Here is a 15091-nt window from a genome sequence, read left to right on the forward strand (position 1 = left end):
AGGTGAAAAGAGGTTGGTGATATGGTGCAATCGGGTGGAAATGGCCGGAATTCCGTTGTTTCGGCTTGGATTCTGGCCGGTTTGATGGGGTTGGCCTGCACGACCGCGTCAGCGCAGACCACGCCCCCCCCCGCCAGAGAGGCGGGCATCCTTGCCCTTGCCTTAACGCAGGCCGCATCCGGAAACTGGGAGGCCGCGAAATCCATGGCAGCCACCAGCGGCGAGGTTGCGCAGGCCCTGATCACGTGGCAGGCGCTGCGTGACGGGCAGGGGGATTACGCACAGCTTCTGGCCTTTCTGGACCAGCGCGGGCATTGGCCATTGATCAATGTCGTTCAGCGTCACGCCGAAGGGCTGTTGCACGAACGCAGCCCGACCGAGGTTGTGTCGTTCTTTCAGGACCGCGCGCCCCTGACCGAAGACGGGCATATCGCCCTGACCCTTGCGCTGCGCAACCTGAACCGCACGGATGAGGCCCGCGACATGGCGCGCGATATCTGGGCCACAACACCGCTTTCCGCCACGGCCGAGGCACAGTTGAACAGCGCGTTCGGGGACGCCTTGCGGGCATTGGATGCCGCGCGCGTGGACATGCTGCTTTGGGCTGGTGACAGGCAGGGCGCGCAGCGTCATATGGACCGGCTGAATGCTGGACAGCAGCGCCTGACCCGTGCGCGTATCGCGCTTCAGGAGCGTGCCCAGGGCGTGGACGCGCTGGTCGCGGCAGTGCCGGATGATCTGTCGCATGATCCCGGCCTGATGCGTGACAGGTTCGAATTCCGTATGCGGGCGGGCAATACGGACGGGGCGGGGGATTTGTTGCTGGCGCAATCGCGCCACCCTGCGGGGCTGGGGCAGGCAGATGCATGGGGCGCGCGGCGGGTGTTTCTGGTGCGCACAACCATGTCCGATGGCGATTACCAGCGCGCCTATGATCTGGCCACGCCGCATGGGTTGGAAGACGGCCTGCATTTTGTTGATCTGGAGTTTCTGGCAGGGTTTATTGCGCTGGTGCATCTGGACCGGCCGGAAACAGCGCTGGGACATTTTCGCGCCCTGCGTGTGCGAGTGAACAGCCCCATCAGCCTTGGGCGCGCCGGATATTGGGAAGGGCGCGCGCATGAGGCGCTGAATGACCCGATTTCGGCACAAGCAGCCTATGAATTCGCGGCAGAGCATCAAAGCAGCTATTACGGGCAGCTTGCTGCGGACCGTCTGGGCCTGACGCTGGACCCTGCCCTTGTCGCAACCCCTGATTACCCGCATTGGCAGCAGACGGATCTGGCGCAGTCCGACTTGCTGGAAGCCGCGCTTTTGCTGCGGGATGCGGGCCAATGGCATGAAGCGCGACGTTTTTTGCTGTTTCTGGCGCGACAGTTGGACAGCGAGGCGCAGCTTGGTGCGCTTGCAGATTTGATGCTGGCGCTGGGAGAGCCGAATTTTGCGCTGAACATTGCCAAGGTTGCAGTTCAGTCCGAAATTGTTCTGCCGCGTGCCTATTTTCCGGTGACCGAGCTTGCGCAGGCGCAGTTTGATGTGCCGATGGACCTGATCAAGGCGATTGCGCGGCGCGAAAGCGAATTTGATGCCGCTGTGGTCAGCCCCGCCGATGCGCGCGGTCTGATGCAGGTTTTGCCCGGCACCGGCCAGATGATGGCGCGCAAGCTGGGCGTGCCGTTCCAGCCCGCCGACCTGACGCGCGACCCTGAACTGAATGCCCGCCTTGGTGCGGCCTATCTGGACGAGTTGCGCGCGGAATTCGGCCCGTCGCTGGCCTTGGTGGCGGCGGGCTATAACGCAGGGCCGGGCCGCCCGCGCCAGTGGATCGAGCGCTTGGGCGACCCGCGCACCCCTTCGGTTGATTTTGTGACATGGGTGGAAAGCGTGCCTTTCGCAGAGACGCGCAACTATATCATGCGGGTGGCGGAATCGCTGGTGGTCTATCGCAGCGTTCTGGCGGGCGAGCCGCGCCCTATAAACATGGAAGCACTTATTCGCGGGCAGTAGGCGGTCAGGTCAGTGCAATCCCGATGGCCACACAAATCATCAATGCGCCCGCTATGGTGTTGGCCAGCGCCAGCGCTCTGCCTGATTTCAGCAGGTTGCGCAGTTTTCCAATGGCCAGCGCCATGCCCAGATTGCCCATCATCGGGATCAGCGCCGATACGGCCAGAATGGCCGCGACGTCTGCCGCGGTAATGCGCGTCAGGTCAAAAAAGCCCGGCAGCACACCCATATAGAACAATATCGCCTTGGGGTTGGCCAGAATGACGGTCACGCCCGCCAGAAACCCCGCCATATGGCCGGGACGGGTCAGGCGGCTGTCGGCGGCAATACGGCCATGCGCATGCCGGATAAGCTGGACCCCCATCACCACAAACATGGCCACGGCCACCCATTTCATCAATTCCAGCAGATCGCCGTAAAGCGTCAGAATCCATGTCAGCCCGAAGATGGCAGCCAGCGGCCACAGCAGATCCCCCAGCGCCACCCCCACCGCCAGCGGCGCGGCCGATGCGGCCCCGCCGGACATGGCGCGCGCGGTCAGGGCCAGCCAGACAGGACCGGGGGTCAGGAACAGGATGACAATCGCGCCAGCGTAGAACAGCAATTCCAGCGGGGTGATTGTCATGGGGCGTCTGGCAGGGTCAATGTGCCATCCTCGGACAAGGGCCAGAACGGGTTATGCGCCACTTCCCAGACATGGCCGTCAGGATCGGCATAATAGCCCGAATAGCCGCCCCAGAACACGGGTTCGGGGTGTTTCAGCGCGCGCGCACCTGCGGCCAGTGCCTCGGCGAATGCCGCGTCAACATCTGACGGGCTGTTGAAATTCTGCGCCAGTGTCATGGCCCCTGTGCCCAGTGTGGCACCCGCGCGGCCCTGATCTGCGGCCAGTCCCTTGCGCCCGAACAACCCCAATGCCAGCCCGTTCATCTGGTAAAACGCAACCCCGTCCTGTGCTTCGGCCGGTTTCCAGCCCAGCGCCTGATAAAACGCACGGGCGCGCGGCAGGTCGTCTACGCCAAGGGTAATCAGGGTAACGCGCTGAACAGGCAGGGTCATGATGTACTTTCGGATAAATGCGAACGCCCGTCTGCGTCCGCCACGGAAAAATGCTGTGCGCGTGCGCCCAGATCGGAAAACAACTCTGGTCCGGTACCGGTCATGAAGGCCTGAACCCGCAAGCTGCATATCGCATCATAAAGCGCGGCGCGGCGGTCCGCGTCAAGATGGGCGGCCACTTCGTCCAGCAATAACAGCGGCGCTGTGCCGGTGGCCGCAAGCGCGCGGGCATTGGACAGGATCAGGGAAATCAGCATGGCCTTCTGCTCTCCCGTGGAACATTGTGCGGCCGCCATGCTCTTGGCGGCCCAGATAGCGCGCAGGTCGGCGCGGTGTGGGCCAGTCAGGCTACGCCCTGCGGCCATGTCCTGACGGCGCCCGTCAGACAGGGCACGGGCCAGTTCCGCCTCATCCTGCGGGGCGCTGCAATCAAGCGTCAGGTCCGCCACGGGGAAGGGGCTGTCATGATCGGCATGGGTGGCAAGGATAGCGATGACCGCGCGCCGGTTGGCGCTGATCAGCGCGCCGGCCTGTGCCATCTGCGCCTCCAGCGCGCCATACCAGGCCCCGTCGCCCGCCCCGTCGCGCAGCAGCTTGTTGCGTTCGCGCATGGACTTTTCATAGGCCAGCACCTGCGCGGCATGATCGGGTCGAAAACTAAGCACCATCCGGTCCAGAAACCGCCGCCGCCCTTCGGCCCCTTCCAGCCAAAGCCTGTCCATGGCCGGTGTCAGCCAGACCATGCCCACAAGACCGGCCAGCGCCAGTTGCGGGGCCGTCTTGTCATCAATGCGAACCTGCCGCGACTGGCCGGTTTCGGCCCATGTCTGGATAGTGCGTGCCCCGTTGGGTGTGAACAGGTCTGCAATCACCTTCCAGCCCAGCAATTCCGGCTTGCGCGACAATTCGTCCGATGCCGCCCGCCGCAACCCGCGACCGGGCGACAGCAGCGAGACAGCTTCCAGCACATTTGTCTTGCCTGCACCATTGGGACCGGACAACGCCACCGGCCTGCCATCAAAGGCGATCTGCGTGCGCCTGTGCGACCGGAAATGCGACAGTGTCAGCGATTGGATGTAAACAGACATGGCCCAGCGGTAGAAAGAAATGCCGGAGAATGCCAGCAAGAAAAAGCCCCGCAAGGGCGGGGCTTCGGGGGAAGGGCGTGGCGGGTCAAACCCGCATCGGCATCACGACATATACCGCGCTGGTGTCATTGCCTTCGCGCATCAGGGTCGGATCGCCGGAGGCGTTGAACAGGAACACGGCATTTTCACGATCCACCTGACTGGCGATTTCCAGCAGGTATTTCGCGTTGAACCCGATTTCCAGCCGCTCATCCCCGTATGCGACGATCAACTCTTCCTCGGCGGCACCCGAATCGGGGGCGTTGACTGACAATGTCAGCTTGTCTTCCTCCAGGGACAGTTTCACCGCGCGCGACCGTTCCGATGATACGGTCGCCACGCGGTCCACGGCACGCGCGAATTCATTGGCGTCCACTTCCAGCCGTTTGGTGTTCTGGGTGGGAATAACGCGTGTGTAATCGGGGAAGGTGCCGTCGATCACCTTGGAGGTCAGTGAAATATCGGGCGTTGCAAAGCGCACCTTGGTTTCCGACACCGACACGGCAATCTGCATGTCGTCATCTTCCAGAAGTTTCTTCAACTCGCCCACAGTTTTGCGCGGGACAATGACACCGGGCATGGCGTCCGCGCCTTCGGGCAGCGGCGCGTCAATGCGCGCAAGGCGGTGGCCGTCCGTGGCCACACAGCGCAGCACGCGCCCGCCATCGCTTTCGGCGACATGCATATACACGCCATTCAGGTAATAGCGCGTCTCCTCGGTTGAGATGGCGAATTTCGACTTGTCAAACAGGCGGCGCAAATCCTTCGCCAGCGCCGAGAAATTGGCCGAATATTCGCTGGAGGCCATGACGGGAAAATCCTCTTTCGGCAATGTCGCCAATGAGAAATTCGACCGGCCCGCGGAAATTTGCAGCCGCCCCGTGCGCGGGTCGTCCACCAGTTCGACCAGTGCGCCGTCAGGCAGCTTGCGGATGATTTCGTGCAACATGACGGCTGAAACAGTGGTGGCACCGGCGCGTTCGACCATGGCGGGTGCGCGGTCCATCACTTCCACATCAAGATCAGTGGCGCGGAAGCTGACCTGCGCGTCCTCGGCCTCGATCAGGACATTGGCCAGAATCGGAATGGTGTTGCGCCGCTCCACGACTGATTGCGCCTGAGAGACGGCCTTGAGCAAAATGGCCCGTTCGATGCTGATCTTCATACCCCTGTCCCTTCGCGTATCACTGGCCCCTGACTTATCGCCTTGGGGAGGCGTAGCCTAGCCAAAAAACAAGGCGGGACAAGGGTTTTTATGGTCTTTGCAAGTCAGCTTTGCAGCAGGCGGCGCAGAAGGTCTATATCTTCGGCCATCTGGTTGTCGGAACTGCGCATTTCCTCGACCTTGCGCACACCGTGCAAAATTGTGGTGTGATCCCGCCCGCCGAATCTGCGCCCGATTTCCGGCAGGCTGCGCGATGTCAATTCCTTGGCCAGATACATGGCAATCTGGCGGGGGCGGGCAATCGTGCGGGTGCGTTTGGGGCCAAGCATGTCTGACAGGCGGATGTTGAAATGCTCGGCCACTTTGCGCTGGATTTCTTCAACCGTTACACGACGGTCGGATGTGCGCAACACGTCGGACAGGCAATCTTGCACCATATCCATGGTGATTTCCTGCCCGATCAGGCTGGAAAATGCAAATAGCCGCTGAAGCGCGCCTTCAAGGACGCGCACATTGGTGGTGATGCGATGGGCCAGAAATTCGATAACCCCGTCACCAATACGCACCGGCCCATAGGTCTGCGCAAACAGCGCGGCCTTCTGCTGCAGGATGCCAAGGCGCAATTCATAATCTGTGGGATGCAGGTCCACGACCAGCCCCCATTGCATGCGCGATGAAATGCGATCTTCAAGTTCCTTGATCTCGCCGGGGGCGCGGTCTGCGGAAATGACGATCTGTTTGTTCTGGTCCACCAACGCGTTGAACGTATGGAAAAATTCTTCCTGCGTGCTGTCCTTGCCTGCAATGAACTGCACGTCATCCACCATCAGCACATCAACGGACCGGAACAGATTCTTGAAATCCATGATCTGGCGGTCCCGCAGGGCCTGAACAAACCGGTACATGAACTGTTCGGCAGACAAATACAGCACTTGCAGGTCGGGGCGTTTTTCCTGAAGTTCCCACGCGATCGCATGCATCAGGTGGGTTTTGCCCAAGCCCACGCCACCATACAGAAACAGCGGGTTGAATGTCACATCGCCGCCATCTGCCACGCGCCGTGCGGCGGCATGGGCAAGCTCGTTCGGTTTGCCGACGACAAAATTGTCAAAATTGAACTTGCCGTCCAGTGGCGCGCCCTGAAGGTTGGTGTCGCGCTGCGGCGCGGTGCTGCCCTCGGCACTGCGGGAAATGGCGGGGGCGGCGGGTTTGCTGCGGGGCTGTGTGCCGACGTTGAATTCAATGCGCGATACTGCCGGATTGTCGGACCGCAGGCGCTGGAAAATCTGGTCCTGATAGTTGCGCTTGACCCAGTCACCCACGAATCGTGACGGCGCCCGAAATTCCACAACACCTGCTTGCAGGCTGATGCATTCCAAAGGCTCTATCCAGCTTTTGTGGTTGTTCTCGCCAATCTCTGACCGCAGCTCTGCCGAAACCCTTGCCCATTGTTCTGATATCATTATGCCCCAGCCCGCATTCGTGTTCATCCCATCCATCAGCGCACATACACAATACTGACCAAGCGGGTCGAAGCGCGACCGCCAGTTTCATCCAAACACACTGCAGTCGTTCGGCCAGATGAACGTACCGCAAGCTCTTTACATGGTCAGGAGGGGCATGAACCAAAGGGCGCATATCGGCGCTTGGTTCGTTTGATCACCAACACAAGAAGGTCCGACATTCGTCGGTTCGTGTGTTGATATGTCCCCCCCAGGACAGATTCTTTACCGTGGCACCTGCATAGCAATCCGATCCTGCCGCGCGCAACACAACATCGCGCTTGACAGCATTTCGACGGGCAAAGAATCGAAGCCTGTATACTTCCGGTCACATCGGCGTTTCACCAAGGCTGATTTGCAATGTGGCCTTGTGCGGTGGCCGGTCGTTGTGCCGAATGCAGGCCCAGAATGCAAAAAAGGCGCATAGTCTGCGCCTTTCTTCAAAATACCTAACCGTCAGCTTTCAGGCTTCAGGCGCCAAGCGCCTTGACGCGTGATGACAGGCGCGACATTTTCCGCGATGCGGTGTTCTTATGCAGAACGCCTTTTGTGACACCGCGCATCAATTCGGGTTGTGCGGCCAGCAATGCGGCAGCGGCGACGGCCTGATCGCCCGATGCAATCGCTTCTTCGACTTTGCGCAGATAGGAGCGGATGCGCGAGCGGCGCGCCTTGTTCACTTCGGTGCGGCGCTCGATCTGGCGGGCGCGTTTTTTGGACTGGGGTGTGTTTGCCATAGCGGGTCTACTTTCGGGTCTGTTTCAATACGTTTGCATCATGGACCCGACCTGTGACTTCGACAGGTGACATATCTTGCCTTAAGCGGGCCCACGCGCATGTGACGCGCCCTATAATCCAGCGCGCGCCAAAAGGAAAGCTGAAACTTCAGCGGTCGCGGAATTGCGCGGTGCGCTTTTCCTGAAAGGCGGACATGCCTTCCTTCTGGTCTTCGGTGTTGAACAGCATGTGAAACACGCGGCGTTCAAACAGCAACCCTTCGCGCAGGGTCGTCTCGTAGCTGCGGTTGACCGCTTCCTTGACGACCTTGACCGTGATCTGGCTTTTCTCGGCAATCTTGGCAGCCGCGGCCATGGTTTCTTCCATCAGCTTCTTGACGGGCACGACACGGCTGACAAGGCCCGAACGCTCTGCTTCTTCGGCATCCATGAAGCGGCCGGTCAGATGCATGTCCATGGCCTTGGATTTGCCCACAAAGCGTGTCAGGCGCTGTGTGCCGCCAATGCCTGCGACCACGCCAAGGTTGATTTCAGGCTGGCCGAATTTGGCGGTATCGGAGGCGATGATGAAGTCGCACATCATCGCCAATTCGCACCCGCCCCCCAGCGCATAGCCCGAAACGGCTGCGATAATGGGTTTGCGCACGCGCAGCAATGCTTCGGTTTCGGGCGCAAAGAAATCTTCCTGGAACATATCCACGAAGCCCTTGTCGGCCATTTCCTTGATGTCGGCCCCTGCCGCAAATGCCTTCTCCGAGCCTGTCAGGACAATGCAGCGCACCTTGTCGTTGCGGTCGGCTTCGGTCAGGGCTTGCGCCAGTTCGCCCAGCAGCGTCGAGTTCAGCGCGTTCAGGGCTTCGGGGCGGTTCAGGCGGATCAGTGCGATATGGTCAGAAATATCGACGATCAGCGTTTCATAGGCCATGAGGCGGCACCTTGTTTGTTGCAATCAGCATCTTGGCATAACAGCTTGGCATAGGGGTTCAAGTCATCTTTGACACTGCGCGCAATAGAAGCTGGACCGCCCCGACTGCACGATCCGGCGGATATTTCCCTTGCAGTCCGGTGTCATACAGGGCGCATCTTCGCGGCCATAGACACGAAACGCATGCTGGAAATACCCCAGTTCGCCATCAGCCTGCCGGTAGTCGCGCAGCGATGAACCGCCCGCATCAATCGCATCATGCAGGGTCTGCCGAATCGCGTCGGTCAGTGATTCGATGCGCACGGGGCCGATACGCCCCGCCGCGCGTGTCGGGCTGATGCCCGCGCGGAACAGCGCTTCGCACACATAGATATTGCCCAGCCCCGCAATGATGCGCTGGTCCAGCAGCGCGGCTTTGACCGGCATTTTGCGCCCCTTCAGGCGGCTTGCCAGATAGGGCGCGCTGAAATCATTGCCCAATGGTTCAGGGCCAAGGCCAGCGATCAGTTTGTGCTGCGCCAATGTGCTGGTGGTGCAAATGTCCATTGCCCCGAAGCGGCGCGGATCATTGAATGTGATGCGCGCGCCGTTTTCCATATGAAATATGACATGGTCATGCTTCTCGACGGCAGGGTGGTCGAAATGGAATTGCCCCGGTGCATGGGGGCCGCGCAGCCCTGACACGACCATGCGCCCCGACATGCCCAGATGAATGATCAATGTGTCGTCGCGGTCCGTGTCCAGCAGCAGGTATTTTGACCGCCGCCGCAGTGCGACAATTCGCGCGCCGTCCAGCCTTGCGCCCATATCCGGCGGGAAAGGCCAGCGCAGGCCATCGCGGCGCAACTCCGCGCGGGCAAGGCGCACGCCTTCCATGGCGGGCAACAGGCCGCGGCGCACGGTTTCCACTTCGGGCAATTCGGGCATTGGTCCCCCCTGAGCTGGTCGCAGGGTCGCATTGTCACGCCCCTGCAATCCCCTATAAGGAGTGTAGCAGTTCCCCCACAAGGGGCAGTCAAAGGGCAGATCGGATGACGCAGGACGACAAGACCACGCATTTCGGGTTCCAGACCGTGGACGAGGACCAGAAAGCCGGCATGGTGCATGGTGTATTTACGCGCGTGGCGTCGAAATATGACGTGATGAACGACCTTATGTCGATGGGCATTCACCGTGTCTGGAAGGACGCGATGATGGACTGGCTGGCCCCGCGTCCCGGCCAGCGCCTTCTGGATGTGGCGGGTGGCACCGGCGACGTTGCCTTTCGTTTTGTGGGGCGTGCAGGCGACAGTGCGCGTGCGACCGTGCTGGACCTGACCGAATCCATGTTGTTGGAGGGGCAAAAACGCGCCGAGGCCGAAAACCTGTCGCATGCGCTGGACTGGACCGTGGGCGATGCGATGGCCTTGCCCTTTCCCGACAACAGTTTTGACACCTACACAATCAGCTTCGGTATTCGCAATGTCACCCGCATTGAGGATGCGCTGCGCGAGGCTTACCGCGTCCTGCGCCCCGGCGGGCGGTTGATGGTGCTGGAATTCAGCCAGCTTCCGGTCGACGGGTTGCAAAAGCTGTATGATCTGTATTCGTTCAATGTGATCCCCGTTATGGGCCAGATCGTGGCGAATGATCGCGACAGTTATCAGTATCTGGTCGAATCAATCCGCAAATTCCCCGATCAGGACCGGTTTGCCGCCATGATCCGTGATGCGGGGTTTGAGCAGGTGAAATATCGCAATCTGTCCATGGGCATTGCTGCCCTGCATTCCGGCTGGAAAATTTAGTCATGCGCGGGCCACATAATTTCTGGCGCCTTGTGCGCACGGGGGCCACGTTTGAACGGACCGGGGCCATGCATGTGGTGCTGGAGGCGATGAACGCGCCCCCGCGTTTGCGCCTTGCCGCACGCATTATGGGCTGGCCGTTCCGGTTTCTGGGCCTGAAGGGCGATCCGGACCTGCCGCCCCTTGTGCGTGCCCTGACGGCACTTGGCCCTGCCTATATCAAGTTTGGCCAGACGCTGGCCACGCGCCCCGATGTTGTCGGCCCCGATCTGGCCGAGCAGCTGCGCTACTTGCAAGACAAGCTGCCCCCCTTCCCGCGCGCGCAGGCCATGCAGGTCATTGCAGAGGATCTGGAAGCGCCGGTCGAGTCGATCTTTACCGATCTGTCCGAACCTGTGGCTGCCGCGTCCATTGCGCAGGTGCATTCCGCGCGTCTGGTCGGCACCGGCGCAAAGGTCGCCGTCAAGGTGTTGCGTCCGGGGGTCGAACGCGCGTTCCGCACCGATATTGATGCGTTCTACTTTGCCGCGGGCATGATTGAACGGCTGCTGCCATCCACGCGGCGTTTGCGTCCGCTGGATGTGATTGCGCATTTTGAAACTGTGGTCGAGGGCGAACTGGACCTTAGGCTGGAAGCGGCCTCGGCGGCGGAATTCGGGGCCAATACCGCAGATGATGCGGGCTTCAGCGTCCCCAAGCCCGTCTGGGCCTATTCATCGCGCAGGGTGATGACACTGGACTGGGCCGAAGGTGTGCCGCTGGGCGATAATGCCGCGCTGGACGCGCTGGGGCTGGACCGGCGTGAACTGGGTGTGCGTATCCTTAGCCTGTTCTTGCGCCATGCCTTGCGGGACGGTTTTTTCCACGGGGACATGCATCAGGGCAACCTGAAGGTGACCGCCACGGGCGAGATTATCGCGCTGGATTTCGGTATCATGGGGCGCATTGATCCCTATACCCGCCGCGCCTATGCGGAAATCCTGTTCGGGTTCATCCGCAAGGATTACCGCCGCGTCGCCGAAGTGCATTTCGAGGCGGGCTATGTCCCTGCCGATCGCGATATTGATGAATTCGCGCGGGCGCTACGGTCGGTGGGCGAACCGATTTTCGGAATGGATGCGCAGCATATTTCCATGGCGCGTCTGCTGGCCTATCTGTTCGACGTGACCGAACGGTTTGGCATGGAAACCCGCACTGAACTGATTTTGCTGCAACGCACCATGGTTGTTGTGGAAGGGGTCGCGCGGTCGCTGAACCCTGAAATCAACATGTGGCATGTCGCAAAACCTGTGGTCGAGGAATATATCCGCGGCCATATCGGGCCGCAGGCAGTTGCGCGTGACCTGATCCTGACGGCAAAAATTCTGTCGCGTTTCGGCCCGCGCCTGCCGCGTCTGGTCGAGGATGCGTTGATCGCGCAGGCCAATGGCGACAAGCCCCCACAACCGGCGCGCGGGCCAAACCCGTTTATATGGACCGCCTTGGGCGCGGGGCTGGTCGGGGTCGGTGTGGCATTGGGGGCGTTGCTGTAGCCCCGCCAATCCGGCCAGTCAGTGGGACCAGTCAGGGCTGGTGGTCAGCGCCGCAAGTGTCGCGCGCAACTGGGTTTGCGGCAGCATAACCAGCATGCGGGGGGCATCAAATTCCAGCGTGATCCGCGTTGACACCGCCATGTTCGATGTGCCGATAACCCCGTATGGCGCGAAGTCCAGCCCGTCGATGGGCCAGTGCAAACCGGTTGACCGGCCTGCGCAATACCCCATTGGAAACAGGGAAACGCGCTGCCCTTCGTCTGTGTCCAGTTCCAAACAGGGCGGCGCGACAAAACATATGTCATATTCCGCCACCAGCATCACCCGCGAAGACCCGAACCGCACCAGCGACGACATTGACGCAAGCGTATGATCCAGCCGCGCCCCTGCGAAGCCAAGTGCCAGAATGAATGGCGCATCAATACTGGTCAGGCATTTGTCGAAATCGGTGCTGTCCTGCTCCTCGATCCGGTGAATTCGCGCCTGCATCCGGTGGTGCAGGTCATCGCGCAGCGAATCAATATCACCGATGATGGCCTGCGGAAAATGGCCCGCATCTGCCAACCCGTTGGCCCCGCCGTCTGCGGCCACCAGACAGGGCGCCAGGGATAAGGCAAGTTCCAGATCATCGGGTGCAAAACCGGCCCCCCCGACCAGCGTTACACCATGTTGGGAATGGACAAGGGCAGCCACTTTGTTAACCTACCTTAATTATGGCGGACTTGCGGGAATTGGCCATATTCCGATCACCAAATTACCCTAGTCCGACCATGTAATCGCTCATGTGATACGCGAGTTTGCCAGTGTGTAAGGTAAAAAGCGAGCGTCGTTATGGTAGGCCCGAACAGAATTTTAACAGTTTCCTATGGCACCTTCTCGTGCACACTGGAAGGTTTTGACGAACCTTTCGGGACGATGAAGGCGATTGCGGAGTATTTTCGCGATCTGGCTGCGGATGATCGTTATTTCGGGGCTGAACCACCAACCCCGGACGCGGAAATGCTGCACCGGATCGCGGAGCGTGAAATCCAGCGCCGCGTTGAGTCGCGCGTGCAGGATAACGGGATCGTCCTGCGCCCCGAGGCACAGCAGACCCCTGCTGCCCCTTTGGGTATGGGATTTGCCGCTGCCGCCACGGCTATGCCAGCCAATGTTGCCTTAAGTTCGCTGACGGCGGATGTGTCGCCGAAAGCGGCCCCGACACCGACGCCCGCTGCGACCCCGACACCCGCTGCGCCCGCCGCCCCGGCCGCCGCGCCTGCACCCGTTACAACGAACACATCTGTATCGGAACCCAATGCCGATACATCGGATATCAGCGCGAAGCTGGCGCGAATTCGCGCGGCCGTCGCGCTGGCCGAAGGGCAATCCCGGTCGCAAGATACTGCGCAGGTCGCTGACCCCGTTGATGCCCAGCAGCCCCTGACGCAGGACGCCGGTGCCGATAATATCCGCGCGTTTCTGGCCCAGCAGAATGACGACGAAGATACCGATGAACCCGCGCAGTTGCCGACACAGGAAATGCCAGTGGACAGCCCTGTGCAACCGCTGGAAGAACCTGCCGAAAGCGCCGCCGAGAAGGACCTTAACGACGCCGCACGGCTGATGTCCTCGGAATTCGATTTCGACGATTCGGATCTGGATGCTTTTGACGATATGCGTCCGCAAACCTCGCAACGCGATCATATGGAATCACCCGAATTTGCCGAAGATACGGGCATGTTCGACGAAGATGATTTCCCACAGGAACCTGCGCCTGCCGCGAAACCCGAAGAAGACGCATTTGACGAGTTTCTGGACGAGGACGAGGACGCATCTGGCGCGGAAGATGAAGAAGATACATTTGATGAACTTGACGAAGATGATTTCGACGACGCCGGCACATCATCCGCAGCAAGTGAAAATGTATTCTCTGATGCGGACGGTTCGGATGATCCCGCAGAACCTGCGCCTGCACATGACAGTTTTGCCGAATACGCCGATGATGATTTCGACACCGAGTTGCAGCAGGCGCTGAACCAGCACGCCCAAGCAGAACAGGAACGTGTGTCGATAGACCAGTTGCGCGCGCAAATCCGCAATGTTCTGGGCGATACCGGGCTTGCCAGCGCGGAGGAACAAGGGCTGGTGCAAGAACTGGCCGAGATTGAACAAGATGTCGTTCTCAAGCATCCCAATTTCATGAAAACCCGTCAGAACGCGCTGGCGGAAAACACCGAAAATACTGCCGATCGTTTGATGGAGAAGGCGCAAAGCCAGTTGAACGAAGTTGATTCCCGCCGCCGTCGCGAAGCGTTCGAGCATCTGAGCCTTGCTGTCACGGCAACACGCGCAGAAGAAGAAGCGACAGGCCCGCGCCGTCGCGATATTGCCGAGGCGCGCGAAATCGACAGGTACCGCGAGGATATCGGCATGCCCGACCCGCATGATCTGGCGCTGTCGCGGACGGCAGGCAAGCGCGCTGCCGCAACAGGCGCGCAGGGTGCGGATGCGGCTGACAGCGCTGCGCAAACCGCACCGGCGGAGGTTGCAGCACCAGAACCTGCGATTGTGTCCGCGCCCAAGCCCCAAGAGACGCAGCAAGCGCGTGATTTGACCCCAGCGGCCCAGACCGACAACACACAACCTGCGGCCGAACCCGCAGCCGACATGCCGAAAGCTGATGCACGCCCACGCCCCCGCCGCCCTGCCGCAATCGGGAACCGCCGTGCAGAACGTGGCACGACAGAGCGTGCGCCGCTGGTTCTGGTATCAGAGCAACGCGTTGAGCCTGAAGTTCCTGCGCAACGTGTTCGCCCGCGGCGTGTCGGTGTGTCACTGGATGCGCAGGCCCCTTCGGCACCATTGAAAACGGCAACGCCGGAAACAATCGCGACATTCAAGAAATTTGCGGATGATGTGGACGCATGGCTGCTGGATGAGCAGATCGAGGCCGCAGCAGCCTATATCACGCATATACAAGGGCAGGCAGAATTTTCGCGCACAGACCTTATCAAATATGTGCTGGCCTATAATGACGGCAAAACCGTTACCCGCGAAGATATGTTGCGCGGTTTCGGAACCATCCTGCGCGAAGAGCGGTTGGAGCGCGCGGAAACAGGCATGTTCCGCCTGTCGCCCAGTTCCGAATATGACGAACCGGCCCGCAAATACGCGACAAGCTGAATTCGCACCTTGCAAAAATACCAAAGGCCCCGAATTGATATTCGGGGCCTTTGGTATTTGGCGCAGGCGCAGACAGGTAACGCAATCG

13 protein-coding genes are annotated in these 15091 nt (G+C 60.5%); 4 read left to right on the plus strand and 9 right to left on the minus strand.

Annotated elements, in window-relative coordinates; genetic code table 11:
* The first annotated feature begins 21 nt into the window (after positions 1 to 21).
* Positions 22 to 2007 carry a transglycosylase SLT domain-containing protein gene (locus tag ACTIE1_RS05990; RefSeq protein WP_439561347.1) on the plus strand — a complete coding sequence of 662 codons (1986 nt, stop codon included), beginning with the start codon at positions 22 to 24 and terminating at the stop codon, positions 2005 to 2007.
* 4 nt (positions 2008 to 2011) lie between these two features.
* Here the strand turns inward: ACTIE1_RS05990 and ACTIE1_RS05995 are convergent, their stop codons facing one another.
* The 8 genes from ACTIE1_RS05995 to mutM form a co-directional block, all read right to left on the minus strand.
* Positions 2012 to 2632, minus strand: coding sequence for a LysE family translocator (locus tag ACTIE1_RS05995; RefSeq protein ID WP_439561346.1), 621 nt, complete (start codon positions 2630 to 2632; stop codon positions 2012 to 2014).
* Positions 2629 to 3060, minus strand: coding sequence for a VOC family protein (locus tag ACTIE1_RS06000; protein WP_439561555.1), 432 nt, complete (start codon positions 3058 to 3060; stop codon positions 2629 to 2631). The genes ACTIE1_RS05995 and ACTIE1_RS06000 overlap by 4 nt, the downstream gene beginning before the upstream one ends.
* Positions 3061 to 3062: 2 nt before the next feature.
* Positions 3063 to 4154, minus strand: coding sequence for a DNA replication/repair protein RecF (recF, locus tag ACTIE1_RS06005; protein ID WP_439561554.1), 1092 nt, complete (start codon positions 4152 to 4154; stop codon positions 3063 to 3065).
* Between the two features lie 85 nt (positions 4155 to 4239).
* Positions 4240 to 5358, minus strand: a complete 1119-nt coding sequence (gene dnaN / locus ACTIE1_RS06010; protein WP_439561345.1) for a DNA polymerase III subunit beta — start codon at positions 5356 to 5358, stop codon at positions 4240 to 4242.
* A gap of 104 nt (positions 5359 to 5462) precedes the next feature.
* Positions 5463 to 6821, minus strand: coding sequence for a chromosomal replication initiator protein DnaA (gene dnaA / locus ACTIE1_RS06015; RefSeq protein ID WP_439561344.1), 1359 nt, complete (start codon positions 6819 to 6821; stop codon positions 5463 to 5465).
* A gap of 509 nt (positions 6822 to 7330) precedes the next feature.
* The gene (gene rpsT, locus ACTIE1_RS06020) at positions 7331 to 7597 is read right to left on the minus strand and encodes a 30S ribosomal protein S20 (protein ID WP_439561343.1); all 267 of its coding nucleotides are present in this window, start codon (positions 7595 to 7597) and stop codon (positions 7331 to 7333) included.
* 148 nt (positions 7598 to 7745) lie between these two features.
* Complete coding sequence (locus ACTIE1_RS06025; RefSeq protein WP_439561342.1) at positions 7746 to 8522, minus strand: enoyl-CoA hydratase; 777 nt, start codon at positions 8520 to 8522, stop codon at positions 7746 to 7748.
* A 63-nt stretch (positions 8523 to 8585) separates the two neighbouring features.
* Positions 8586 to 9449: a bifunctional DNA-formamidopyrimidine glycosylase/DNA-(apurinic or apyrimidinic site) lyase gene (gene mutM, locus ACTIE1_RS06030; protein WP_439561341.1), complete on the minus strand. Its 864-nt coding sequence runs from the start codon at positions 9447 to 9449 to the stop codon at positions 8586 to 8588.
* A 104-nt stretch (positions 9450 to 9553) separates the two neighbouring features.
* Here mutM and ubiE point away from each other — a divergent pair, with 104 nt between their 5' ends.
* Together ubiE and ubiB are read left to right on the plus strand one after the other, a co-directional pair.
* Positions 9554 to 10306, plus strand: coding sequence for a bifunctional demethylmenaquinone methyltransferase/2-methoxy-6-polyprenyl-1,4-benzoquinol methylase UbiE (ubiE, locus tag ACTIE1_RS06035; protein WP_439561340.1), 753 nt, complete (start codon positions 9554 to 9556; stop codon positions 10304 to 10306).
* A gap of 2 nt (positions 10307 to 10308) precedes the next feature.
* Positions 10309 to 11838: a 2-polyprenylphenol 6-hydroxylase gene (gene ubiB, locus ACTIE1_RS06040; RefSeq protein ID WP_439563301.1), complete on the plus strand. Its 1530-nt coding sequence runs from the start codon at positions 10309 to 10311 to the stop codon at positions 11836 to 11838.
* 18 nt (positions 11839 to 11856) lie between these two features.
* Here the strand turns inward: ubiB and ACTIE1_RS06045 are convergent, their stop codons facing one another.
* The gene (locus ACTIE1_RS06045; RefSeq protein ID WP_439561338.1) at positions 11857 to 12531 is read right to left on the minus strand and encodes a thiamine diphosphokinase; all 675 of its coding nucleotides are present in this window, start codon (positions 12529 to 12531) and stop codon (positions 11857 to 11859) included.
* A 138-nt stretch (positions 12532 to 12669) separates the two neighbouring features.
* Between ACTIE1_RS06045 and ACTIE1_RS06050 the strand changes: the two genes are divergently transcribed.
* Entirely contained in the window at positions 12670 to 15003 is a 2334-nt protein-coding gene (locus ACTIE1_RS06050; RefSeq protein ID WP_439563302.1) for a hypothetical protein, read from the plus strand.
* Positions 15004 to 15091: the final 88 nt, after the last annotated feature.

The organism is Roseinatronobacter sp., assembly GCF_051859525.1.
Lineage (GTDB): Bacteria > Pseudomonadota > Alphaproteobacteria > Rhodobacterales > Rhodobacteraceae > Roseinatronobacter.